15 protein-coding genes and 14 pseudogenes are annotated in these 23918 nt (G+C 56.7%); 20 read left to right on the top strand and 9 right to left on the bottom strand.

Going from position 1 to position 23918, the window contains the following annotated elements; translation table 11 throughout:
* The first annotated feature begins 73 nt into the window (after positions 1-73).
* The 7 genes and pseudogenes from V3W40_RS31270 (at position 74) to V3W40_RS31240 (ending at position 6082) form a co-directional block, all read left to right on the top strand.
* A complete protein-coding gene (locus tag V3W40_RS31270) occupies positions 74-946 on the top strand; it encodes an alpha/beta hydrolase (protein ID WP_330208514.1) in 873 nt (290 codons plus the stop codon).
* A gap of 306 nt (positions 947-1252) precedes the next feature.
* Positions 1253-1459, top strand: coding sequence for a hypothetical protein (locus V3W40_RS31265; protein WP_330208513.1), 207 nt, complete (start codon positions 1253-1255; stop codon positions 1457-1459).
* Between the two features lie 144 nt (positions 1460-1603).
* Complete coding sequence (locus V3W40_RS31260; RefSeq protein ID WP_330208512.1) at positions 1604-2056, top strand: transporter substrate-binding domain-containing protein; 453 nt, start codon at positions 1604-1606, stop codon at positions 2054-2056.
* Between the two features lie 181 nt (positions 2057-2237).
* Positions 2238-3470, top strand: a pseudogene (gene istA / locus V3W40_RS31255) (IS21 family transposase).
* A 20-nt stretch (positions 3471-3490) separates the two neighbouring features.
* On the top strand, positions 3491-4246 hold the full coding sequence (gene istB / locus V3W40_RS31250; RefSeq protein WP_330208511.1) for an IS21-like element ISPsy14 family helper ATPase IstB: 756 nt from the start codon (positions 3491-3493) through the stop codon (positions 4244-4246).
* Between the two features lie 92 nt (positions 4247-4338).
* Positions 4339-5646 carry a hypothetical protein gene (locus V3W40_RS31245; protein ID WP_330216311.1) on the top strand — a complete coding sequence of 436 codons (1308 nt, stop codon included), beginning with the start codon at positions 4339-4341 and terminating at the stop codon, positions 5644-5646.
* Positions 5636-6082: a hypothetical protein gene (locus V3W40_RS31240; RefSeq protein ID WP_330208508.1), complete on the top strand. Its 447-nt coding sequence runs from the start codon at positions 5636-5638 to the stop codon at positions 6080-6082. The genes V3W40_RS31245 and V3W40_RS31240 overlap by 11 nt, the downstream gene beginning before the upstream one ends.
* 424 nt (positions 6083-6506) lie before the next feature.
* Here the strand turns inward: V3W40_RS31240 and V3W40_RS31235 are convergent, their stop codons facing one another.
* Entirely contained in the window at positions 6507-7448 is a 942-nt protein-coding gene (locus V3W40_RS31235; protein ID WP_442962880.1) for a LysR family transcriptional regulator, read from the bottom strand.
* A gap of 98 nt (positions 7449-7546) precedes the next feature.
* Between V3W40_RS31235 and V3W40_RS31230 the strand changes: the two genes are divergently transcribed.
* From V3W40_RS31230 to V3W40_RS31215, 6 genes and pseudogenes are all read left to right on the top strand, one after another.
* Positions 7547-8299: an SDR family oxidoreductase gene (locus V3W40_RS31230; protein ID WP_330208506.1), complete on the top strand. Its 753-nt coding sequence runs from the start codon at positions 7547-7549 to the stop codon at positions 8297-8299.
* A gap of 713 nt (positions 8300-9012) precedes the next feature.
* Positions 9013-9979: pseudogene (locus V3W40_RS31225) on the top strand (DinB/UmuC family translesion DNA polymerase); the annotation flags it as partial.
* Positions 9980-10007: 28 nt separating this feature from the next.
* Positions 10008-10652 (top strand): annotated as a pseudogene (locus V3W40_RS31220) (SOS response-associated peptidase).
* Positions 10619-10777, top strand: a pseudogene (locus tag V3W40_RS35015) (hypothetical protein); the annotation flags it as partial. The pseudogenes V3W40_RS31220 and V3W40_RS35015, both read left to right, overlap by 34 nt.
* Before the next feature lie 476 nt (positions 10778-11253).
* A pseudogene (locus tag V3W40_RS35010) lies at positions 11254-11390 on the top strand (anti-sigma factor); the annotation flags it as partial.
* 218 nt (positions 11391-11608) lie between these two features.
* Entirely contained in the window at positions 11609-13042 is a 1434-nt protein-coding gene (locus tag V3W40_RS31215; RefSeq protein WP_330208505.1) for a DegQ family serine endoprotease, read from the top strand.
* 115 nt (positions 13043-13157) lie between these two features.
* Here V3W40_RS31215 and V3W40_RS31210 read toward each other — a convergent pair.
* The 3 genes and pseudogenes from V3W40_RS31210 to V3W40_RS31200 form a co-directional block, all read right to left on the bottom strand.
* A pseudogene (locus V3W40_RS31210) lies at positions 13158-13382 on the bottom strand (M48 family peptidase); the annotation flags it as partial.
* Between the two features lie 404 nt (positions 13383-13786).
* A pseudogene (locus V3W40_RS31205) lies at positions 13787-14232 on the bottom strand (tyrosine-type recombinase/integrase); the annotation flags it as partial.
* 73 nt (positions 14233-14305) lie between these two features.
* On the bottom strand, positions 14306-14758 hold the full coding sequence (locus V3W40_RS31200; protein ID WP_330216309.1) for an N-acetyltransferase: 453 nt from the start codon (positions 14756-14758) through the stop codon (positions 14306-14308).
* Between the two features lie 175 nt (positions 14759-14933).
* Here V3W40_RS31200 and V3W40_RS31195 point away from each other — a divergent pair.
* From V3W40_RS31195 to V3W40_RS31175, 7 genes and pseudogenes are all read left to right on the top strand, one after another.
* Positions 14934-15635 (top strand): annotated as a pseudogene (locus V3W40_RS31195) (methyl-accepting chemotaxis protein); the annotation flags it as partial.
* 204 nt (positions 15636-15839) lie between these two features.
* Positions 15840-16298, top strand: a pseudogene (locus tag V3W40_RS31190) (TIGR03759 family integrating conjugative element protein); the annotation flags it as partial.
* Positions 16279-17025, top strand: a pseudogene (locus V3W40_RS31185) (aldehyde dehydrogenase family protein); the annotation flags it as partial. The pseudogenes V3W40_RS31190 and V3W40_RS31185, both read left to right, overlap by 20 nt.
* 62 nt (positions 17026-17087) lie before the next feature.
* Positions 17088-17489: a Rieske 2Fe-2S domain-containing protein gene (locus tag V3W40_RS35005; protein WP_442962879.1), complete on the top strand. Its 402-nt coding sequence runs from the start codon at positions 17088-17090 to the stop codon at positions 17487-17489.
* Positions 17402-17608, top strand: a complete 207-nt coding sequence (locus V3W40_RS35000; protein WP_442962886.1) for a hypothetical protein — start codon at positions 17402-17404, stop codon at positions 17606-17608. Before V3W40_RS35005 ends, V3W40_RS35000 begins: the two co-directional genes overlap by 88 nt.
* A pseudogene (locus V3W40_RS34995) lies at positions 17609-18174 on the top strand (hypothetical protein).
* A complete protein-coding gene (locus V3W40_RS31175) occupies positions 18171-19121 on the top strand; it encodes a PDR/VanB family oxidoreductase (RefSeq protein ID WP_330216308.1) in 951 nt (316 codons plus the stop codon). The pseudogene V3W40_RS34995 and the gene V3W40_RS31175 overlap by 4 nt, the downstream one beginning before the upstream one ends.
* A gap of 10 nt (positions 19122-19131) precedes the next feature.
* Here the strand turns inward: V3W40_RS31175 and V3W40_RS31170 are convergent, their stop codons facing one another.
* From V3W40_RS31170 to V3W40_RS31150, 5 genes and pseudogenes are all read right to left on the bottom strand, one after another.
* On the bottom strand, positions 19132-19845 hold the full coding sequence (locus V3W40_RS31170) for a GntR family transcriptional regulator (protein WP_330216307.1): 714 nt from the start codon (positions 19843-19845) through the stop codon (positions 19132-19134).
* A 94-nt stretch (positions 19846-19939) separates the two neighbouring features.
* Positions 19940-20811 (bottom strand): annotated as a pseudogene (locus V3W40_RS31165) (thiolase family protein); the annotation flags it as partial.
* Positions 20803-21206: pseudogene (locus tag V3W40_RS31160) on the bottom strand (transporter); the annotation flags it as partial. The pseudogenes V3W40_RS31165 and V3W40_RS31160, both read right to left, overlap by 9 nt.
* A 73-nt stretch (positions 21207-21279) precedes the next feature.
* Positions 21280-22235, bottom strand: a pseudogene (locus tag V3W40_RS31155) (helix-turn-helix domain-containing protein).
* Positions 22236-22677: 442 nt separating this feature from the next.
* A complete protein-coding gene (locus tag V3W40_RS31150) occupies positions 22678-23118 on the bottom strand; it encodes a hypothetical protein (RefSeq protein WP_330216306.1) in 441 nt (146 codons plus the stop codon).
* Positions 23119-23918 lie beyond the last annotated feature (800 nt).

Below are 23918 nucleotides of genomic sequence, written 5' to 3'. Positions count from 1 at the left end.
CGGGGAAATACCCCAGCTGCACGATGCGACTCATGCATCTGCAGCATCCGACAACAATAAGGAGGATAAGGACATGCGTTCCCCTTTCAGGAAACAATTTGCGCAGTTGTATCTATCACTGCTGGCGTTACTGCTATTGACGTCGGCTGGCGCGCACGCCAGCACCATCACCAATGTCGAGTTTCAGTCGCCCACTTTAGGGCGTGCATGGAATTACAACGTCTACCTGCCGACCGGTTACGAAACATCCAACCTGCGCTATCCGGTGCTATATCTGCTGCATGGCAATGACGGCCATCGCAACGACTGGCCGGCCAAGGGACGCATCCAGGCAACGGCCGATGCATTGATCGCATCCGGTGACATCCCTCCTGCCATCATCATCATGCCGGACGCAGGTACCACCTGGTTTGTCGACCTCAAGGAAAAAGTCGAAACAGCCTTCTTCGCCGATCTGATTCCGCAAGTGCAAAAGCGCTTTCGCACACTGACAGGACGTGATGGCCGACTGGTAGGCGGATTGTCGATGGGTGGCTACGGTGCGATGCGTTTTGCACTGAAGTATCCGGAGAAATTTCAGGCTGCCGCACTGCTGAGCCCGGCCATTTACAACCCGGAGCCACCTGCCACGTCCTCGGCACGCTCCGTCAAGGTATTCGGTTCGCCTTATTTTGATCCTGCGATCTGGAAAGCACACAACTATCCGGCGCTGTGGGATGAGTTTCTGAAGAAAAACATCAAGGTCCCGATGTATATCAACTCGGGCGACGACGACGATTTCATGATCGAGAGCGAAGCGACGCAGTTTTACTCGTTGCTACGCAAGAACAAGCAACCTGCTGAGCTCCGCATCGTCAACGGTGCGCATGCCTGGTCAGTGTGGGAGTCCACCATTGGTGACGCGCTCAAATACATCTTCCAGACTGTACGCCGGCCTGAACAATAACCAGGCGGGATAGATTCAATCAAACCCGGTTAGCTTCACGGCGACCGGGCTCGAGCCGCTGAGCCGAATTCTCAACTGTTGCATATTTCCCAATAGCGATGCGCCTTCATCGCGCTGTGACCGCATTTTGATCGAGCTTTTTTACCCGCATTTCCGCAACAAAACACGTTTATCGCCCCGGTAACCGTTTACAATCCTCCCCTTTCCGAATTCCCCCGGATGCATTGACTGACGCGGCTTCGGTGTCTGTATTGTTTTAAATTTTACAAGGTAACTCAGAACAAGTTCTTCAAGAAATTCGCTCTAGTGTTGGCGCTGGTCTCCGCGCTGTCTGCTTGCGGCAAGAAAGACGAACCGGTTGCACAAGCACCCGCCGAACCTCCTGCAGCCAAGGTCTATCTGGTTGGCGTGGAATCGGCGTATGCGCCGTTTTCTGCTGAGAACGAACAGAAGAATGTAGTGGGATTCGACATCGACGTGATGAAAAGCGCTGGCGCAAAAGATCGGCATTGAAGTGAAGTTTGTACCGAACCATTTGAAGGCTTCTCCAATTCCCTGGCGCAAGGCGACCGCAATCTGTTGATCTCGGCCATCACAATCACCGATGAGCGCAAAACATACCGTTGATTTCTCCGAGCCGTATTTCGAGGCCCGCAATTGATCGCCATGGCGGCCAATAACACCAAGGTGCAAAAGTCCGATGACCTGAAGACGCTGAAGATTGGCGTACAGAGCGCCACCATCGGTGACGAAGTTATACAAAACCTGCTCAGCAAGAACAACGCAAACATCAAGCGTCTACCACTGGCATTGAAGGAACTGGAAACCGGTGGCGTTGACGCCGTGGTGGCCGATGACGCAGTGGTCAAGAACTACATCACCAAGAATCCGTCAAGCAAGCTGCGTACCGTCTCAGACGCCGGTCTCCCGAATAACTATTACGGTATCGCCGTACTCAAGGGCAACACCGAGCTGCTGAACAAGGTCAACAAGGGTATGGTCGAGTTGAAGGCTGATGGTACGTTTGATCATATAGCGCGCAGTATCTCGGCGCGAAGAAGTAATCTTTTTACCTCGCTCTGCTGTCGGCGTTCGGTCAAGAGAATCTAGGCTGGCAGCGGTGCTGCGGTATAATTGCGGATTCCACGCTGATCCGGACACTCATTCCACGAGCATCCGGACACCGATTCCACGGCCATCCGGACACTTTCAGGCAGGCAGCAACGCAGGATTATTCACGACCATCGACCTCTTTTTTCGAAGCGAAGAGGTCGTCGTGGAGCGTTTATCCATGCGTAAAATCCGAGAGGTACTACGCCTAAAGTTCGACGCCGGCCTGTCCGTGCGCAAGATCGCCAAAAGTTTATCCATTGGCCATTCAAGCACAGGAGACTACCTTTGCCGGTTCGCAGCCAGTGGGCTTCAGTGGCCCATCGATATCTCTGATGCAGAGCTGAACCGACGCCTGTTTCCGCCGGCAGTACCGGTGCCGAGCGACCAGCGCCCGATGCCTGACTGGGCTTGGGCGCATGCCGAGTTGCGCCGCCCCGGCGTAACTCTGGCCCTGCTTTGGCAAGAGTACCGACTCGCTCACCCGCAAGGCTTTCAATACAGCTGGTTCTGCGAGCACTACCGCCTTTGGGCCGCCAAGGTCGACGTGGTCATGCGCCAGGAGCATCGTGCTGGCGAAAAGCTGTTCGTCGATTACGCGGGTCAGACCGTGCCGATCATCGACCGGCGAACCGGAGAGACCCGCCAGGCTCAGATCTTCGTCGCCGTCCTCGGCGCCTCCAGCTACACCTTCGCCGAGGCGACCTGGTCGCAGAAACTGCCCGACTGGCTGGGCTCTCACGCCCGCTGTTTTGCTTTTTTCGGCGGTACCGCACAGATCCTGGTGCCCGACAATCTGCGCAGTGGCGTGACCAAGGCGCACCGTTACGAGCCCGATATCAACCCCAGCTATCGCGATCTAGCCGAGCACTACGGCGTCGCCGTACTGCCCGCGCGTTCGCGTAAACCCAAGGACAAAGCCAAGGTTGAAGTGGGTGTGCAAGTGCACCAACTCGAAGTACGACTCACCGCCCAGACCGTCGAGTGCTTCCACGCCAACCAGCGCGTGGCCAGCCACATGCGCTAGCAGCACAAAGGCCGGCACACCACCCAAACCGAGCACATGCCCAAGAGCCACCGCGAACATGCTGAGTGGACGCCGCAACGGCTGATCCGCTGGGCAGAGCAGACCGGGCCTAACACCGCTGGCGTCATCGCCTACATCCTCGAACGCCGCATCCACCCACAGCACGGCTTCCGCGCCTGCCTGGGCATCCTGCGCCTGAGCAAACAGCACGGCGAAGCGCGGCTGGAAGCCGCGTGCCAGCGTGCGCTGGCACTGGGCACATGCAGCTACAAAAGCCTCGAATCGATCCTGCGCCAAGGGCTGGAGCGCCTTCCGCTGGCCCAGCAAAACCTGCCGCTACTGCCCGACGAGCACATCAATCTGCGCGGCCCGGGCTACTACCACTGACCTGAAAAAGGAGCTTCGAAATGCTACCGAACCCGACCCTGGACAAACTGCAAACCCTGCGCCTGCACGGCATGATCAAAGCGCTGGGCGACCAACACGCGACGCCCGACATCAATGATCTGAGCTTTGACGAACGCCTCGGCCTGATGGTCGACCGCGAGGTGACCGAGCGCGAAGACGCCCGCCTGACCACCCGCCTCAAAGCCGCGCGGTTGCGCCACAACGCCTGCCTGGAAGACATCGACTACCGCAGCCCGCGCGGCCTGGACAAGGCCTTGATCCTGCAACTGGGCAGCGGCCAGTGGCTGCATGATGGCCTGAACCTGATCATCGGGGGGCCAACTGGCGTAGGCAAAACCTGGCTCGCCTGCGCGCTGGCCCACAAGGCCTGCCGCGACGGCTACAGCGTGCGCTACCTGCGTCTGCCACGCTTGATGGAGGAGTTGGGCCTGGCTCATGGCGACGGCCGCTTCGCCAAACTGATGGCTGGTTATGCCAAGACCGACCTGCTGATCCTGGACGACTGGGGCCTGGCACCGTTTACCGCCGCACAACGACGCGACATGCTTGAGCTGCTGGACGACCGCTACGGCAACCGCTCGACGCTGGTGACCAGCCAGATGCCGGTGGACAAATGGCATGCGCTGATCGGCGATCCGACCTTGGGCGATGCGATCCTCGACCGGCTGGTGCACAACGCTTATCGGATCGAACTGAAGGGCGAGTCGATGCGCAGACACGCAACGAAATTGACGACGGCAGGGACTTCAGACTAACAATGCGAACCTGCGTCGCTGCGCTCCGACTGCCTATCCGGATGATTGTGGAACGGGTGTCCGGATGTTGGTGGGCTGAGTGTCCAGATGGCGTGGAATCCGCAAGAACGTGCGTAAACGCCCAGCCTTTTAGCGGCCACAAAAATCAGTTATCAGGCGCTAAAACGGGGCTTCGTATTCTCGGCGCGTTTGCAGATACCGCGAAACGCTTCGGCATCTTTGAGCTGCTTGAACGTTGGGTGGGTCGCAGTGGCGACTTACAAGTAAGAGCGCTGACTAGCTATCTGAACCTGGTCAACGGCGTGGGATTAGCTTATATCCTTAACTTCAGTCTCATGCGGGTCGAGGAAGCAAGGAATCTTCGAACCGGGTGCCTTGATGTAGAGCACGACAAGAGCTTCGGCGACATTTTTTTGTTACGTGGGCAGACCACAAAAACGCTCTCTGATCGCGACGCCCTTTGGATCACATCCCCATCTGTGGCGGTCGCCGTGAAGGCAATGGAGGTCATTTCTCTATTTCGCTCACTATACGCACCTCACAAAGCTGCGGGAGATCTCGCCGGGCGTTACTTGAGCGATTTTTCTTACGAGCCCTGGAGCTCGTTGCGCAATAAAGGTAATCACTCACTGAGACCGAGCATTCAGCCATATTCCGGCCTTTTGGGGCACTGGAAGCTCTTTGACTTAGAACGTTTGCGTATCACGACTGAGGATTTGAAATTGGCCCGGCTAGCTACCCCTACACTGCCGGAGGAGTATCAAGTGGGCGCTGTATGGCCGTTGGCGTGGCATCAGTTGCGTAGAACTGGGGCAGTAAACATGCAAGCTTCCGGGCTCGTAAGTGATGCTTCGCTTCAGTACCAGCTCAAGCACGTCACTCGATCGATGAGCCTTTACTACGGACAAAATCACTCGCGGTTGCGTCTGGAGGAGAAGGCTCACACCCTGTACGTTCGCACAATGTACGAGACGCTTGGAAGAGAGTTGCAGCAGCTTACGAGTGAGCGTTTTGTCAGTCCCCATGGAGACAAACGAAAGGCTGAGATCGTTCGGCTGATTTCGCCAGAGGATGCGAAGAAGATGATTGGTTTGGCAAAGAAAGGCGCGGTTGCCTGTCGCCCGATCATTCTTGGCGTCTGTTCGAGTCGCAAGCCTTGTCCGTACGGCGGAATTGACAACATTGCCCATTGCGGGGGCGGTGATTCAGTGGATGCAAAACCTTGCCCTGATGTGCTGTATGACTCAGAACGATTGGGCGCGGTAGATGATCTTGAACACGTACTCAAAGAGCGGCTTGCTACTGCTCAGGATGGAAGTCCGCTAATGGAATCTTTGATGGCTCAACAGCGAAGCGTAGCAAGCTTTCGTCGTGTCGTAGGGAGCGCAAATGGACGTTGAACTCCCTGCTCGCCGCAGCGCGGCTGATCAATATCGTGATGCTTTTGAGCGCCTGAAACTCAATAGGCCACAGCTTCTACCGAAGGGGACACCGGTCACTCAGAACAACGTGGCCAAAGAGGCCGGGAGCGATCCGTCGGCGCTTAAGAAATCTCGTTTCCCGAGTCTCATCGCTGAGATAAAAACCTACGTGGAACAACATGCGGAGGAGCGACCTCCTTCGTTGAACCAGGTAAATCTTCTCGCCCGCCAGAAAAGCCGCGCCCTGCGTGATCGGATTGAGGAAGTAGCCCGGCAGCGCGACCAACTCGCAAGTTTATTGAGCGAAGCGGCTACGAAAATCATTGAGCTGTATGACCGTATCGCTGAGCTTGAGCGGCAGTTGCCTGCGTCAAATATAATTTCGTTGGATCCTCGCGGGCCGAGAAAGCTTTGAGATAACAGCGCATGCAGCTAGGTTTCGCCAAGAAGTCGATGTGGAATGCTTCCTGGCCAGTACGCTCTGGCCGGGGGGGGGAGTAAAAACGTGCGCACGAGGGATGACTGCCGAGCGGCCAATTTTGGCCGATTTCTGCCCTTAGCCTAAGGCTGCAATAGGATGTCAATACATCGGGTGGTGTGACAAGGGTGGCCGGATTGGCCGGGAACACCAACGGCGTTAAAAAATCGTGATACTGCCTTGCCTCGCGCTACTGGGAAATTGCACTCCACTTGCCCACCCATATGCATTCGACCTGACCAGTCATTTGCATCGTACTGACCACCGATTGCACCGGATTTGACAGGCATACTTTGAGACCATGATCGGCAGAGAACGGCCAGGAGCTGCCGCCCAAGTCTGCTTCTGCCAGAAGACAACATTAAGCGTTTCTTACGATCTCGTCCCAGACGGTGGGGGACGCGAAAAGCTCGCCCAGAAAACCCACAAACGCTTTGACGTTGGGGCTGCCTCGTCGACTTTCCGGCCATAACGCAGTGATAGAAGAACGGTCGACCGCACACTCAGGGAAGAGCGGCTTCAATTGCCCACGAGTCACGTAGGGCGCCGCTACATAGGTCGGCGAAATACCTATTCCGCCACCCGCTGCGACCACTGCTGCAACGGCATCGCTGGCATCGATGACAATCGCCGAGACCGGCACCAGCTCCACCACTATCCCGTCCACGCTGAACGGCCAGCGCAATGCCTGGCCTGAGCTTTGATAACGAAAGTTCACGCAGTCGTGATGCGCCAGATCGCTGAGTTCCAGCGGAGTGCCCCGCTTGGCCAGATAGGCCGGTGAAGCAAAAGCGGCTAGCCGATGAGGCGCCAAGGTTTTTGAGATCAGCCGCGAATCCGTCAGGTTGCCCACGCGTACCGCTACGTCGATGCCTTGCTCAATGATGTCCGAATAGTGGTCGACCAGGCGCAGGTCGATGGCGAGCTTTGGATAACGCTCGCGAAACCTGGGGATGGCCGGCGCCAGGATGTTCAGGCCAATCGGCGGCGGGGCGGTGATCTTCAATGTGCCGGAAGGCTCGCCGCGAGAGGCAACAGCGGCCTGATCGATGTCTTCCACCTCGCGCAAGATACGCAACGCCCGTTCGTACAAATCCCGCCCCTCTGGCGTCAGGGTCAGCGAGCGAGTCGTCCGGCTAAATAGCCTCAGTTCGAAGTGCTGTTCAAGGCGCTGGACGCTTTTGCTGATGGCTGACGGTGAGACCGATAAGTCTCGGGCTGCGGCGGTATAGCTACCCAGGGACGCGGCGCGGGCAAAGGCAATAAGACCGGTAAGGCGGTCCAACCCTATTTGTTCCTTCATGGCATCATTAAAGCGACTCACGCCCTAATTGTCAATCTCGACTCAAGCCTTTAGCCTTTCTCCCATAGACGCCATCCAGGCGTTCAAGGAGATGGGCCATGACCGCTACACCTGATCTTGATCACGCTTTGCTCGCCAATTTGCATGGCCGTACGGTGGTGATTTTCGGTGGTACTTCCGGCATCGGTTTGGCCGCCGCCATCCAAGCCAAGGCCGACGGCGCACACGTGACCGTAATCGGTTCCGATGCCACCCGTGCCGAGCAGGCCGCCCGTGACAACGGTCTAGACGCCTGGCGCGCAGCCGATGTAACCGACAGCAAAGCCCTCTACGCTGCCTTGGTGGATATCCCAAAAGTAGATCACTTGGTTCTGCTTGCCGGCACCTATGTGGTGGGCAAGGTAATGGATGCCGAGATTGACCACCTGCGCCGGGCATTTGAGGAGCGTATGTGGGCTTCGGTGCATGCCATAAGAGCCCTTGGCGAACGCCTGGCTAAAGACGGTTCCATCACCTTTATCTCCGGGATGCTGTCGGAGCGACCCAATGCCAATGGCTCCGCTGTGTTGTCGGCTGCCTGTGCCGCGATGGAAGCGCTGGCGCGGGGCCTTGCCCTGGAGTTGGCGCCGATTCGGGTCAACACCTTGTCACCCGGTCCGATCAACACCCCCATTTTCAGCAAAGCACTGGGCGACGGCCGTGATGCGTTCGTAGCGGCGCTGGAACAGTCGTTGCCGCTGCATCGTCTAGGCAGCGCAACAGAGGCAGGCGCCGCCGTTGTTTTCCTGATGAGCAATGGTTTTATGAACGGCGCCACCTTGAATATCGACGGCGGCGCAAGGCTGGTCTGAGTGGCACGACTGGCCAATTAGCTAAATTTGGAGGCGAGAGCGCCGATGACTGCTCTTTTAGGAAGGGCAGCCATCGGCCGATTGTGTTGAAAAAGTCGGTTGGCTCGAACCACCCGCGCATTGACTCGTCAAAACACCTTGTCTGCGCGCCGCTACGTGAAATCTGAGCTAGGAAGCCTCTGCCGAAAGTAAGGATTTCAATCTACGACGGGTACTTTTCTGCCTTGGAAACCGAAGCCGACTTTTTCAACAGAATCGGCCAGTAGCTGACAGTGGACGAAATCGCCGCCGATTATTACACCGCGACTACTAGCTCTAAGGCGTCGATTGGTCGCGGCTCGATCGTCGACTGTTACCGGCCAGAAGCAGCCTGTCGCCGATGATCGCATTCGAGCCTTCGGACGTTCATGGATAACTGGTTCTGGTCAGAAGCCTCCGGCAGCTATCTGAACCCTTCCGCTCTGGCACTAACGACGGCCACTGCCTATAGATCCCTACAGAGGGCCTTCAATGGCTCGTGGCCACAACCGCGATTTCGGGTTCATCTTGATCACGCTAGCTTTCGTCGCCACAAAATTCGCGTATTTGCCATGGACACCACGTGATCCATTTCTGTGAAAAATGTGTATTGTCTATGGACATCGAAGACCTAATTTAAACCCTAACAAATATTCATCCAAATCGATGTCCATGGGTTGACATCTTTCCTTTACATTGACGAAATTTTCTGTGACCTCACCGGCATCCCGGCAACCTCACCGAATTTGGGCGAAAGATCCGTGCCAAAGTCTTAAAACACACTGGTATCCCGGGTGGTGTGGGCATTTCCCACACCAAAACCCTGGCCAAACTGGCGAACCACACCGCAAAACGCCTGCAGGCACAGACGGGTGGAGTCGTGGATCTGTGCGATCCTTTTAAGCGCGATTGGGTACTGCGCAACACGGCTGTCGAAGAGGTATGGGGCATAGATCGACGCATGGCGGCGCACATGCAGGCCCTGGGCATACACACGGCCATGGACCTGGCCAAGGCAGATCCCTTCTTGCTCGGTCGCAAATTCAGCGTTGTCCTGGAGAAAACCGTGCCCGAGCTGGCCGGCACGTCGTGCCTGGTCCTGGAAGAAGCGGCGCCGGCCAAGCAAGAGATCTGCTGCAGCAGAATGTTCGGCGTGCGTCTGGTGAAGATCGAGCCGATCAAAGAGGCGGTGGCCACTTACGCGCAGCGTGCGTCGGAAAAGCTAAGAACCCAGCATTCGCTGTGCAAGAAGATCCGCGTCAGCATCCGCACCGGCATGTTTAACCCTGACGAAGCCCGTTACGCTAACGGCGTGTTGGTGGAGCTGCCCTACCCCACCAACGACGTGCGTTTGATCACCAAGGCCGCCATGCAGGCGGTGGAACGCCTATTCCGTCCTGGGTTCCGATACAGCAAGGCTGAGGTGTTGCTGATGGATCTACGTCAACCAGGTGAGTTCACTGACGACCTATTTGCGCACACGCAGCCAGCAGCCGCGAACAAGGTGATGAGTGTCCTCGATGAGATCAACAACCGATGGGGCGCGGCACGCTGCGTGCCGCCGCTGTGCCGTCGGCGCCGGCCTGGGCGATGCGACGGGAGTTGATGAGTCCGAGTTACACCACTAGGCCTGACCAGTTATGGACGGTAAACGCCATCTGAGGCGTCTAGATTCGGAGGGAGTTTCGGCATGTGCAGCCATTATGAAGCGCCGGCGCCGCAGTTGGTGGCCCATACATTCGGCATCGACCCTTACGAACAGGGCAAGCTAGACCTATGGCCAGGCTACACCGGCGCCTTCCTTCGCCGCGCGGAACATATCGAGCTCGACGCAGAGCCGCAAACAGCGCTAGAGGCGCTGCCGGGTTCGTTCGGGCTAATTCCCTTCTGGAGCAAGGACAGAAAAATTGCCCGGCGCACGTAGAACTGCCGATCGGAGACAGCCAATGAAAATCCGTCCTTCCGTTCCGCCTGGCGGAAGGCGCAACACTGCATCATCCCGGCAGTTGCCATATACGAGCCTGACTGGAAATCGGGAAAATCAATTTCCACTAGGATCGCCCGTGCGGACGGCAAGTTAATGGGTATCGCTGGCCTATGGGAGCAATGGAGCGATTCTGACTCAAGGGAGATCGTATACAGCTACACCATGTTGACGATCAATGCGGAAGACCATCCATTCATGCGCGATTACCACAAGCCCCAGGATGAAAAACGCATGGTGGTGATTCTGCCCCGTGGGCTTTATGGCGACTGGTTGAAAGCACCTGCGAGCGACAGCATGGAGTTTATGCGTCAATACTTAGCAAAATTAACGAGGCTATCAGCGAAATAAACAGTCTGAATTTAGTTATAGCTAGCGCATCCCAGGGTGCCTCACAGACGACCAGTGCTAGCCATGAATTGTCGCGACTGGCTGAAGATTTGAGTGGGATTGTTGGAAGATTCAAACTGATTTGAGATGACCTAGGCGTAGCGAGTTATGTAATCAGTGTACGCTAGTAATCAAGGGACATTCCCCATTGTTGTCTCACTTACCACACAGCGGGAAAAGGTAGTGGCGATCATCGGCTTGTCTACCGGCGATCATGAATGGGCAGGGTAAGGGCCCGGCGAACACACCTTCCGAGCCTGGCCGATAAGGGCGATTGTGTCCGCGGTTAAGTGCACACTATGTCTTGGCTTTGCAGGGCTGGGTAGATGACTTCGCCGGACGGATACCTATTACCTTCGCACTCGAGCAGTGCTCGCCACAGGTCGGTAATTGCTTGGCCGACGGCGAAAAGCCGCTTTTTCAGGCCGATCAAATGGCTGGCTAGTTCTGCTTCGCAGCCCGTGGCGAGGCGGAGACCCATGTCGCTTCATTCGACAGCGTGAAGCCTGTGTACGAGAAGGTCGATTTCAAGCCTTGATCATTGGATAAACCGCAATTGCAAGCAATGTTCCGTGGGTTGAATACGGTGGACGGCGAAATGATGGTGACGGTAGTGGGGGAACCCCCATCGGCACAGCCGAACGAATCGCGTTGTCGGTGCGTGCCGAAAAAACTCAGTCCCACATAGTGAGCAATTAGTCCTACGCCTGAACTTCCCTATAAGTCCATGCAGGTTGGCTGTCGAGGGCATGAAATGTCTAGGTCAGCATTTTCACTTGCAAAAACTCCCCGTGTTTTTTATATGTCAGAGTCTGTCGGTTCCGGCGTTGTTTTGTTCTCGGAACAAAGACGTCGGTTGAGGCTCCGGCGTTTCTTGAACCCTGTCGATCAACCATGCTCGTTGTAACGGGAGATGTATGTCGATACCACGTTTGAAATCCTACCTGTCCATAATCGCCACGGTGTTGGTGCTGGGTCATGCTGTCGCCGCGCAAGCGGCCGAGCTGCCTGACTTCACCCAATTGGTTGAGCAAGCCTCGCCCGCCGTGGTGAATATCAGTACCACGCAAAAACTGCCGGATCGTATGGTATCCAACCAGCAGATGCCCGACCTGGAAGGGCTACCGCCGATGCTGCGCGAGTTCTTCGAGCGTGGCATGCCGCAGCAGCGCTCCCCTCGCGGTGGCGGCCAGCGTGAAGCGCAGTCCCTAGGCTCGGGCTTTATTATTTCCCCGGATGGCTACATCCTCACCAACAACCACGTGATCGCTGACGCCGACAAAATCCTCGTGCGACTGGCCGATCGCAGTGAGCTGAAAGCCAAGCTGGTCGGCACCGACCCACGTTCCGACGTGGCGCTCCTGAAGATCGAAGGCAAGGACTTGCCAGTACTGAAGCTGGGCAAATCCCAGGACCTGAAGGCCGGGCAGTGGGTCGTGGCCATCGGTTCGCCTTTTGGTTTTGACCACACCGTGACCCAGGGTATTGTCAGCGCCATCGGCCGCAGCCTGCCGAATGAGAACTACGTGCCGTTCATCCAGACTGACGTGCCGATCAACCCAGGTAACTCGGGTGGTCCACTGTTCAATCTGGCGGGTGAAGTAGTAGGGATCAATTCGCAGATCTACACCCGTTCCGGTGGTTTCATGGGTGTGTCGTTCGCTATCCCTATCGATGTGGCGATGGACGTTTCCAATCAATTGAAAAAAGGTGGCAAGGTCAGTCGTGGCTGGCTGGGCGTAGTGATCCAGGAAGTGAACAAGGACCTTGCTGAATCATTCGGCCTCGATAAGCCTGCGGGTGCCCTGGTTGCGCAGATCCAGGACGACGGTCCGGCTGCCAAGGGTGGCTTGCAAGTCGGCGACGTGATCCTGAGCATGAATGGCCAACCTATCGTCATGTCGGCAGATTTGCCGCACCTGGTGGGCTCGCTGAAGGCGGGCACCAAAGCCAAGCTCGAAGTGATTCGTGACGGCAAGCGCCAGAATGTCGAGCTGACCGTTGGCGCCATTCCTGAAGAAGGCGCGACTCTGGATGCTTTGGATAACACCGCGCCGGGCGCCGAGCGCAGCAGCAACCTCCTGGGTATCACGGTGGCCGAGTTGACCAATGAACAGAAGAAGGCGTTCGACCTCAAGAGCGGCGTAGTGATCAAGGAAGTGCAGGACGGCCCTGCTGCTTTGATCGGCCTGCAACCGGGCGACGTGATCACCCACCTGAACAATCAGGCGATCAACACCACCAAGCAGTTCACTGACATCGCCAAGGCGTTGCCGAAGAATCGTTCGGTGTCGATGCGCGTATTGCGTCAGGGTCGTGCCAGCTTCATCACCTTCAAGCTGGCTGAGTAATCCGATAGCATGCTTCTCAAAAAAAAATAAAGCCCCGCCCCCAATGGCCGATGGCGGGGCTTTTTTGTAGGATTTAGCTCATCATCCCCTTTACCAAGCGTTCCTGTTCGATCATCTAACACTGCCGTGCATCGATACGCGACGACAGTGGAAAGGTCGCGACGCTTGGCAAAATCCAGCTGTTGGATAGCCTGCTGGAAGCCGCCTACCAAGGCAAAATACTCAGTCCGCGCCTGATGCCGCCCGATGATATTACCGGACAGTCCGCGCGTCACCACCACCTGATACCATACTCAGGATCGTCCGAACGGGATTTGAGCAAGCCGTTCAGAGCCTTTTCCGTAAGCAGCCAGCGAACACACGTTGCACAGATCAGGCAGGCGATCGGGTGTTGATCTTCAAGGCGCGGTAGGCAAGCGCAGCAAGCCTTGGTAGGCCATGCAGACGGGTATATTACCTATCTCAGAAAGCTCATATCTCGGCACGGGCCGATATCCTGGAAGCGGATATCAGCACCTCGCGAGAGGCTCGTCCGTCCATAGCACCTACACCGTTGGCCAACTTGACGTTTAGTGCGGAGGCTGCGGTGGCGTTGATCAGGTACCCTACGGCCGAGTCACCTAAGAAAAGGAGCCATAGTCGGAAACCCTCCACGAGGACTACGAGAAAAATGCCTCATCATGCTCGCCGCGATAACCGCACCTAGATGAGGTAACATAATGAAAACAGTTGTAGCAGACGATTCAACGTCCAGTCGTCCAGCGCCGTCAGCAGCGATTTAGCCTGGTCATTACCGAATGCCGGCTCTTGCCTACGTTGGTTTCAATCCTGGGCCATTTGGCCCTGTGCACCGGGTTGCCGCCGGCACGGCATTGTTCTCCAGGAGGTGGTCGAACGAGCTGGCCAACGCCGCCAGTTTGCGCCGGGTCGTGGCACTGGCCAGGCCTCCTGTTTCGAGCTTGGCACGTCAAGCCATCACGCATACGCGCGTGACTGCGGAACTCATCGGCGCCAGTGGGCCCGACGAATCCGCAGAAGTCTTCTTGATCGTTTTGGTAGGCAAGGCGGGTGCTTGGATTGTCTATATTGGCGAACCATTCCACTGCTGCCGGTACGGCGGCCAACTGCTGGAACCTGACGACGCTCAACCGGCATTCGCCTGGATTGGCGTGGTGGATCAGCGAACTCATAGGTCTTTCCACGTTTCGAAACGTGTCTGGATCTTGGGGCATTCCGTGACGCTTTCAGTTCCCGTATCAAGCGTTAATGCCGTTTCGGTAGCAGGTGCTGCCAGCGTAGTTGTTCCAGCCTCATTTGCTCGTCGCTGCGCAATTCGTCCCCTATCTGTGCGCCAGCCGCCACCAATCGCCGACGTGTCCGGTACCCGGTGTTTTGGTTCAGCGGCACAATAGGTAACCCGTGCTTGAGCCAGAGCAGCCATAAGACGTGTAGACCGATGTACTGCTGCTGGCGGCCGGGCTCAACTTTAATTCGGTTGATGTAAAGGCGATCACCTAGCGGATTGATACCGTAGTCGACATACCCGACGCTCTGGTCAGCTATCTGGATGCTATCGATGAAGTTCGCCCCCGGATAGACAAAGCCGAATTTGGATTCAACGCGCTCTCTGACTAAACGAGTCGTCGAGGCGCTTTCATTTAGTTTTTTTACCGCGCGTCTAAGAAAAAAATCGTGTAGTGGCTCAAAAATCGACATATAGCCAATCCTGCTTAAAATCTAGAGGTCTATTTTACCACCGTTTTTTTACATACGAATTTCATAGAGTCTGGCCCCCCCCCCCCTGAAAAACATATTTATTGAAAAACCTATTTCCTGCTGCAATCGATGGACAGGTTTGAGAGGGCGTCTTTGCTTTTGCGCGAGAAGGCCCATGAACCTACCACGCCCTACTCGAACCACCGTGATTCTCAGCGTCTGCCTTGCAGTCCTGGCAGGGATGCTGGGTTATCAGCACCACCAGCTATCCCAACTCAGCAACAGCCTGGCTGCAACCGCCGATAAAGAGTCGCTCGATGCACTACTGACACCACTGGGCAAGGTCGACGAGCGGTTGGACACGGTCGACGGCAAGCACCTGGTGACCAACGAGGACTTTCGCTCCGGTCAGCAAGCATTATCGAACCGCATCGACGCAGCACAGGCCTACGCTAAGCACGCGACCGAAACAGCCAAGGAGCTCTCGCTAAATGCCGCGTCTGCCGGGGAACTGGTAATGCTCAAGGCCAGCGTCGAAACGCTTGATAGCCGTGTCCACGCACTAAGCCAATCCCAGATAAAGCAACCTGCAACAACTCCTTCCAAGCTCAAAGCGATCACGCGCAAACCACCTCCCACTCAGAAACCCAATACCAGCGTCGTTACGCCGAAAACATCCCCCTTCACCGTTATAGGCATTGAGTACCGGGGCGGTGAACGCTTTTTATACGTAGCCCCACCTGGTAGCACACAGTTGAACCAGATCTACCTAATCCGACATAGGGATGCCGTGGCGGGCACAGCCTGGCGCCTCAACGCTCTGGACGGCAGGTCTGCACGCTTTGACGTGGCCGGAACACCGCAAACAGCAACCGTTGCGCAAAAGGACTTCTTTTATGTGCATCCCCACCTCTTCGGAAAAATGAATCCGATGGGCATCCCGCCAATCATTACAAGCTTGGCAATCCTTGCATTTGCCTACGGCTGTCAAGCTGACTGTCAAGCTGCTCCGGGACAAGCAACCTCCATCTCGAACACATAGAACAGTGCAACCCAAAACTCATCTCAAGCTGCCAGCCAGACAGAACTCGCCCGTGAGTGGGGATTAACACCCCAAGAGTGGACCCGATATCAAACGTTGATGAATGGCCCTCGCGGGATCTATTCGCCAGGCCTGGACCCTCTGACCGAGCTTGGTATAGAAGCCAAATCGGCTGAAGAGCGTCGACGCTACGCAGAACTGCAGGTACGGGCCGGGCGACAGCGTATCGATAAAGCGCTTGCTTACCAAAGGGCCTATGACCAAGCCTTTGCTCGCCTCTATCCCAATGAGAAAGTCATCCAAATATCATCTGGCCCGCCATCTGCGGCGGGCTCTGGCGCAACCACTACTCTGAAAGGCACAGGGCGATTAGCCGTTTTTGTTCAAGACAGTTGCACCGCCGGTATCGTTCGAGTGAAAGACCTTCAAACTCAGAAACAATCCTTTGATCTGTACTTCGTGGGTAGCCAAGGTGACGACGAGATTATTCGCCGTTGGCCGCAGTGCCATGGGCGCAGGATTGACAAGGGCGACGCTTGAACTGGGCGGTAAAAACTCGGCCGGGTTCCTGCGCGATGTCGACTTGGACAAGGCTGTCAACGGCATCATTGAAGCCGGGTTCCTGCACAGTGGCCAGATCTGTGCTGCGGCCGAGCCCTTCTTCGCTCACCGCTCGCAGATCGAACCAATGATGGAAAAACTTGCCCAGCGTTTGAGAAGCTTGAAAATCGGCTCGCCATTGAATGAGCGGACAGAATTTGGGCCGCTGACCAACCGTCAGCATCAACAAAAACTCGGCGCTTTTTTTGATCGAGCCCGTGCAGAGAACAACACCATCGTCTGCGGTGGCCACTTGATCGATGGGCCGGGTTACTACGTTGAACCGACTGTGATCCTGGCCAACACCGTTAACGACACGCTGCTCAACGAAGAAACCTTCGGTCCGATCGCCACCTTCTTCGCCTACGACACTGAAGACGAATTACTCGACCTGATGAACAGCGGACCCTATGGCTTGAGCGCAAGCCTTTGGACCAACGATTTATCCAAAGCCCTGCGTATGATCCCGAGGATCGAGGCCGGCACGGTATGGGTGAATATGCACGCCCTGCTCGACCCGGCGGTGCCGTTCGGCGGCATTAAATCTTGGGGGGTTGGCCGCGAGTTCGGCAGCGCGTTCATCGATGATTACACCTACCTTAAATCGGTGATAATTCGTTATTAATGGATCCATAAATAATCAAATTCATTAAATTTATTTGACATATAGACTTATACTCGCAGCCAATGGATCCACTAAATAATAAAAAATCAAGCTGGAGAATACTCATGTACCCCAAGAACACCTGGTATGTCGCCTGCACGCCCGATGAGCTCGCCGATAAGCCTCTGGGTCGCCAGATATGTGCTGAAAAGATGGTTTTTTATCGGGGCCAGGAAGGCAAAGTCGTCGCTGTCGAGGACTTCTGCCCGCACCGGGGGGCGCCGCTGTCGTTGGGGTATGTGGAAAACGGCAATCTGGTCTGCGGTTACCACGGCCTGGTGATGGGAGGTAATGGCAACACAGTCGACATGCCGGGTCAGCGGGTACGGGGCTTTCCATGCAACAAGACCTTTGCCTTGGTCGAGCGGTATGGATTTGTGTCTGGGTCTGGCCGGGTGATCAGGCACAGGCGGATCCGACCCTGATCCCCCACCTGGATTGGGCTGTCAGCGACAACTGGGCCTACGGCGGTGGTCTGTTTAATATCCAGTGCGACTACCGATTGATGATCGACAACCTCATGGACCTGACCCACGAAACCTAGGTGCACGCTTCGAGCATCGGCCAGAAGGAAATCGACGAAGCACCGCCGATTACCACTGTCGAAAATGACGAGGTGATTACCGCCAGACACATGCAAAACGTCATGGCTCCGCCTTTCTGGCGCATGGCCCTGCGCGGCAACAACCTGGCCGACGATGTGCCGGTGGACCGCTGGCAAATCTGCCGCTTTACGCCACCGAGCCATGTATTGATCGAAGTGGGTGTGGCGCACGCCGGCCACGGCGGTTATCACGCCGATCCGTGCGTCAAGGCTTCAAGCATCGTTGTGGATTTCATTACGCCGCAAACCGAGACTTCAATCTGGTATTTCTGGGGCATGGCGCGCAACTTCAACCCGCAGGAGCCCTCACCGCAAATATCCGCGAAGGCCAGGGCAAGATATTCAGGGAAGATCTGGAAATGCTTGAGCGTCAGCAACAGAATCTGCTCGCGCACCCAACGCGTCATTTGCTCAAACTCAATATCGATGCAGGCGGTGTTCAGTCACGCAAGATCATCGAGCGCCTGATTGCCCAAGAGCGCGCTACACAGGAGTTCGTGGCATGATCGAAGTCACGGTGGTCTCGCGGCGCCTTGAAGCTCAGGACATCTGCATCTATGAACTGGCCAGTGCCGACGGCGCTCCCCTGCCCCCGTTCAGCGCAGGCGCGCATATCGACGTGCACCTGCCCGACGGAGTGGTTCGGCAATACTCCTTGTGCAATCACCCGGAGGAACGCTACCGCTACCAGATTGGAGTGCTCAAAGACCCGGCATCCCGTGGAGGCTCAAAAGCCATGCACGAGCTCATCGGGACCGGCACGCAACTGGTAATCAGCGAGCCGCGCAACCTGTTCCCCCTGGCCCACGCAGCTAAACGCAGCCTGCTCTTCGCTGGCGGTATCGGTATTACGCCAATTCTGTGCATGGCTGAACGCCTGGCTCACAGCGGCGCACCATTCGAACTGCACTATTGCGCGCGGGCTCTGGAGCGTGCGGCGTTTGTCGAACGCCTGCAACAGTCACCGTTTGCCGATCGAGTATTTCTGCATCTGGATCAGCAGCCCGAAACGGCAATGGATATCGACACGGTCCTGGGCGCACCCGATGACGGCGTGCATCTCTATGTGTGTGGTCCCACTGGATTTATGCAGCATGTACTGGACAGCGCCCGCAGGCACGGCTGGCAAGACGACCATGTGCATCGCGAATATTTCGCGGCTGCGCCCGTGGACACGGTAGGTGATGGCGAATTCTCGGTCAAGGTTGGCAGCACCGGCGAGGTCTTTGACATACCGGCCGACAGGAGTGTGCTGCAGGTCCTGGAAAGCCACGGTATCGAGATTCCCATGTCCTGCGAACAGGGGATCTGCGGCACCTGCCTGACCCGTGTGCTGGAAGGCGTGCCGGAGCACCGTGACCTGTTCCTCACTGAGGAGGAGCATGCGCTCAACGACCAATTCACCCCTTGCTGCTCGCGCTCGAAGACGCCGCTGCTGGTGCTGGATATCTAGCACGTCACGCCTATTCCGAGCGGAGAATGACCTTTATCCGCTCATCTGCCGCCGCCGAGCCGAAGATCTCGGCGTAGCGCAACGTGGCGTTGGCGTGCTCGCGCATGATGGCTTCGGCACGCGCGCCCTGGCGATTGACCAGAGCATCGAAGACCGAATGGTGTTGCATGTGGGCGTAGTTGAAGCGTCGATATTCCCGCACCATATCGTTGCGGTCCACGGCCAGGGCGGTCACCGAAGCAAAGGGCAAGTGATCGTTGCGCGCCAGTGCGTCGGCAATTGCCGGGTTATGGCTGCCTTCGACGATCACCTCATGAAACCGCATGTTGAGGTCGTGATAGACCTCAAGATCCTTGATGGTCACAAAACCCTTGTCGAACAGCTGATCACCCTGCGCCAGGCACAACTCGAGGGTCGCCCGGGCTTCGTCCGACAACCCTCGCTCGGCGGTCTGGCGCGCCGCGAGGCCTTCGAGCACTCCCCGCACTTCAACCGCGCCGGCAATGTCATTGGGACTGACCGAACGCACCTGACATCCGCGACCGCCAAAACGCTCCAGCAAGCCTTCCTGCTCCAGCGTGCGGAACGCCATGCGCACCGGCATCCGCGAAACCCCGAACAACTCCGCAGTGGGAATTTCCATCAACCGCTCGCCAGCCGCCAGTTCGCCCGAGGCGATCATCTTGCGCAACGCGACCAGCACCGTTTGACCGGGCTTACTCATCCAGGCAACTTCCAGAAAGGTGGGCCTGCATAGTAACGCAAGACAGTGACGCTAGGATTGGGCTGACGGCGGCAAAACCCTCGGTTTTTTTGCGTCAGCCTTGATACGCAGGGTTCTCGATCAGCAGTGCCATGCCTGCCCCCGACACACGCGGCGGCGATGCCATAACGCAGATTACCCTCACGAAGTTGCCTGGCCAGGGTCAGCACCAGGCGCAAACCCGTGGCCGCCAAAGGATGTCCCAGGGCGATGGAGCCGCCCCGCCGGTTTAGCCGGTCGCCGTCCAGTTCCAGCACCTGCGCCACGGCCAGCACTTGAGCCGCCTGGACCCTCGTTGATTTCCAGCAGACCGATGTCGCCAAGGGCCAGCCCGCTGCGTTGCAGTAACAGCTGAATGGCCGGCGCCGGCCCTATACCCATGAATTCCGGTGCCACGCCCACCACGGCACTGACCAGCAAATGAGCCAACACCGGACAGCGGGCCGCAGAAGCTCGCCCGACCAGCGCGGCGGCTGCACCATCGACCACCGCGCAAGTGTTTCCGGCCGTTTGCACCCCACCGGCATGCACCGCCCGCAACCGGCGCAAGCTGTCCAGATCGGTGGGCCGCGGGTGGCTATCACATGTCACGCTGTCCACACCACGTTGTAACTGAATATTCCGTGGCTGATAACCGGCCAGTTCAAAGCGCTCATTGCCGAGCGCCACGAGTTCCGGTTCAAACCAGCCGTCAATCTGGGCCTGCAGCGCCCGTTGATGGCTGTCGAGGGCGAAGCGATCCACCGCTTCGCGACTCAGACCATGCCGCCGGGCCAGGTTGTCGGCGGTGGTGATCATGTCTACACCCGGGGCCGGGTCGTAGAGGGCTTCCCAGAGAAAGTCCTTGAACGCCACTTCTGCACCGAGCCGGAATCCGCCGCGGTGGGTGTAGGCGGCAATCGGATTGCGCGACATAGACGGATCGGCCGACAGCTTCAAAGGACCGCCCGGCGTCGGCACCTGAAGGGAGGCGTCCATCTGGAAGAACGGCACAACAGCACCGAAGCCGTATTTGGCGCCCAGCACAGTCTGGTCGGTCATGCGCAGGTAAGCGACACCGATCGACAGCACATCCAGGGAAAAATGATTATCCAGGGAGCGCCTTGTCGGTCCTTCTGCACATTGCTCGAAAAATAAAATGTACGCAGGCCTAGAGTGCCGAAAGGTGTGGCGGGCGGCATCATTCCGGCGCCGAAGTCATAAACCCCAACCGCAGTGGTAGGCGCCCCGTTTTCAGTGGCCTGCACAGCAGCACACACACCGAACAAACCCAACGTTAAAGCAGTCACGCGACTGATATTCGAATAGTTATTGTGAATCATCGGATGCCCCTCCCAATCAAGTGGGTCATCCTAGTAACCGTATCGGTCGGCGGGTTAGCCGATTTCAGCACAGTTAACGACGATGCAAGGTCTGCGAAGGCGACTCACCGAAAAGATTGCGATAATCACTGGAAAATCGACTCAAATGCCAGAAACCCCAGCGTGCCGCTTCCTGTACACCGTGCAAATCAACACTATCGCGCAGCTCTAGGCGCAACGCCCTCAAATAAGCAACCGAATTGATACCCAGGGTTTCCTGAAAACAGTATTGAAGTTTACGCCGGCTGGCGCCGATGTGGTTGCACAGATCGAGAATCGACAACGGCTCGTCCAGATGACCCAGCGCGTATTCCCGGGCGCGATCAACCATGCGTTTGCGCGCGGTCGGATTGAGCGGCGGCGCCTGATCCGGTGCAACCAGCTCCAACAGTTGCACCATCACGGCATCACGGATGCCATGTCGGATCGCCTCGTACTCCAACAGGCTGTCATCGCTGGCGGCCAGCTCATCGAACAGGGCTGCAAGCTCAGCCTGCACCGAAGACATACCCAAACGGTAACACTTGGGAAGATCGGTAATTCGAAACTGGGCACCCTAGCACTCAAGCACATGCTCAAGTGCTTTGGTTTCAAACGCCACAGTGAGCAAATCCAAAGCTGTGGGGTCCGCAGATCGGGCAGGTGTTCACCATGAGCGACCAGCAGGCTCTGCTCCTGAATCGGATGCCCGGCACAGAACACCGACCCTCGAGAAGTGAGCGGTACGCTGAAGGTTATCGCACCACTCCAGGCCGAACCGCTCTTGAGCATGGACTGATTAGAGCGGTCGCGCACAAGTTGCATCCAGCCAGCGCGAAACTCGATCAACTCCCCGTCGAAGCGACCCGACGTCAACTGATCATATCTTAGCTGCCAACCACCCAAATTCTGTGCGTGCTGATCGATGTCGTGGGTGTAATAGCGGCGAATCGAGGAAGTCAGGTCCGATGCCAGCATGGCATTGTCCACGCTTGAATTATTGTTGTTCATCCGCTTGTCCTGTTTCCTGTTGTGCACATGGCTCTGTCAAAATGGAACGCACGCAATATCTATTCCGCTATCGAGACCATCTGGCATTTGTGCCGAAAACGGATAATTGCGCTCAGGCATTTTTCAGCGCTGCGCTCGTTCAATCTTTGCTGAAGAAGCCGGAACAGGCATTTACTTGCGGTGGAGCCGTTACGGCACGACGATTGGCAGTTCGATCAAATCGCCGGATGGGAAAAAAGGAGCCTAAGCTCCTCTTTTCAACGACCTACAGATGCCAGTGGAAGTCTGTAGATCAATATTTGGAGCGGGAAGCCACCTCCACGACTTGGTCTGGCGACAAACCGACAGGCTCCAGCAGGCCGCGTAGCCTTGGGGGAAGTACGTGAGCCGGGATGGGAAATGCTGCTAGATAATCAAACCGCATAATTCTTCTTGGGAGGCCTCAATAGTGGTCAAGTACTAGACGCTTTGCTGTCGTGGTTCCTCGCCCGCCGGGAACGTCGGCATCGTCGCGCAACATACAGGAGTTCATACTTCTACTTTTTTTCAGCATCAGCTGAATCATGGCGAACAGGCGGTGAAACAGGTAGTCAACCTGGTCCTCATCGATCACCGGCACCTGGCCGATCTCCGAATGCCGAATGAGGTGACTGTTTCCAATGGAGTTCAGTTCTGTCGCTTCTGTCTCCAGTCTATTGCGTAACAACGGAACAGAAGTGACGGCATCGAGGATGATCTTGACCGAGCGCTTTTTGTCGCTCGGGTCAGCGAGTGATTTAAGGCGTTCCCACGCGTCCCACAGCCTCTCCAGAGCTTCGCGACGCACCAATGGATTGCGGTCGGAAAATTTAGCCCGGCACTCCCCAAGCATGTTGTCAAGCATGCGATCCCCCGTATTGAAGAGTGTTCGCTTCAACTCCTCACCAAGCACAGGCGGGAGCACTCGTTCAATTAGACCATCTGGCAACATCTCGAATGCAACCCCGTTGCGCGCGAATATGCGTCGACCTGCCCCCTGAAATTAGCGCCGATGACGCGCCCATTTTCTCTCCATACATCTGCCTGGAAAGGGATTTCATCCTCAGGCATGGGGCGTCCTGGCCCATTCGGATTTTTGGCATTGGGGGAAGCGCCTAGGTCAGTTCTATTGCGATCATTATTCGAAGAAGACATAACAGCCTCCATATTTTTACATGAATAAAAAGTGTAGTACGCAGTCGGTCGAGCGCAAGCAAGGCGGCTAAGCAGTCGCCAGGAGCACTCAATTCGCAGAGCAGGTAGAAGATGATATCTGGGCCGCTCGTCCGCATCGCCCGGTCGGATGGCGTCTGATTGGGTGCAACACGCAGTTGCCTGAAGCAGGCCATAGCGCATTCCCGCTGGATGCTATGTTGATATATCAAGATGCCGAATCAAGCATGACATGCTTGAATTTCTCTATGGTTAACAGAGCCGTGAGCAAGCCAGCGCGCCCTGTAAAACCGTGGCGATATCAGACCATATCGAATCGGTCTTGATGGACTTGCCGCCCCTCATGACGCTGGCACCGTGAGCACCGATATCGAGCGGGCTTTTTACTCGTAGGTCGACGGGCCGGCAACTGTTCAAGTCTCGCACACCGAGCAGGAAAGGACTACCTGTTGCAGTTGCCAGGGCTTGTCCGTCCACGTTTTAGGCACATGC

It is taken from the genome of Pseudomonas sp. AM8 (genome assembly GCF_036346475.1).
GTDB lineage: Bacteria > Pseudomonadota > Gammaproteobacteria > Pseudomonadales > Pseudomonadaceae > Aquipseudomonas > Aquipseudomonas marginalis.
This window is presented reverse-complemented; position numbering and strand designations above follow the sequence as displayed.

Bases quoted from the DNA above. Each gene is read 5' to 3' on its own strand.
- V3W40_RS31270 (WP_330208514.1), top strand. From the start codon at position 74: ATGCGTTCCCCTTTCAGGAAACAATTTGCGCAGTTGTATCTATCACTG.
- V3W40_RS31230 (WP_330208506.1), top strand. From the start codon at position 7,547: ATGACCGCTACACCTGATCTTGATCACGCTTTGCTCGCCAATTTGCAT.
- V3W40_RS35000 (WP_442962886.1), top strand. From the start codon at position 17,402: ATGCAACAAGACCTTTGCCTTGGTCGAGCGGTATGGATTTGTGTCTGG.
- V3W40_RS31215 (WP_330208505.1), top strand. From the start codon at position 11,609: ATGTCGATACCACGTTTGAAATCCTACCTGTCCATAATCGCCACGGTG.
- V3W40_RS35005 (WP_442962879.1), top strand. From the start codon at position 17,088: ATGGATCCACTAAATAATAAAAAATCAAGCTGGAGAATACTCATGTAC.
- V3W40_RS31175 (WP_330216308.1), top strand. From the start codon at position 18,171: ATGATCGAAGTCACGGTGGTCTCGCGGCGCCTTGAAGCTCAGGACATC.
- V3W40_RS31240 (WP_330208508.1), top strand. From the start codon at position 5,636: ATGGACGTTGAACTCCCTGCTCGCCGCAGCGCGGCTGATCAATATCGT.
- V3W40_RS31235 (WP_442962880.1), bottom strand. From the start codon at position 7,448: ATGAAGGAACAAATAGGGTTGGACCGCCTTACCGGTCTTATTGCCTTT.
- V3W40_RS31150 (WP_330216306.1), bottom strand. From the start codon at position 23,118: ATGCTTGACAACATGCTTGGGGAGTGCCGGGCTAAATTTTCCGACCGC.
- istB (WP_330208511.1), top strand. From the start codon at position 3,491: ATGCTACCGAACCCGACCCTGGACAAACTGCAAACCCTGCGCCTGCAC.
- V3W40_RS31170 (WP_330216307.1), bottom strand. From the start codon at position 19,845: ATGAGTAAGCCCGGTCAAACGGTGCTGGTCGCGTTGCGCAAGATGATC.
- V3W40_RS31200 (WP_330216309.1), bottom strand. From the start codon at position 14,758: ATGTCGATTTTTGAGCCACTACACGATTTTTTTCTTAGACGCGCGGTA.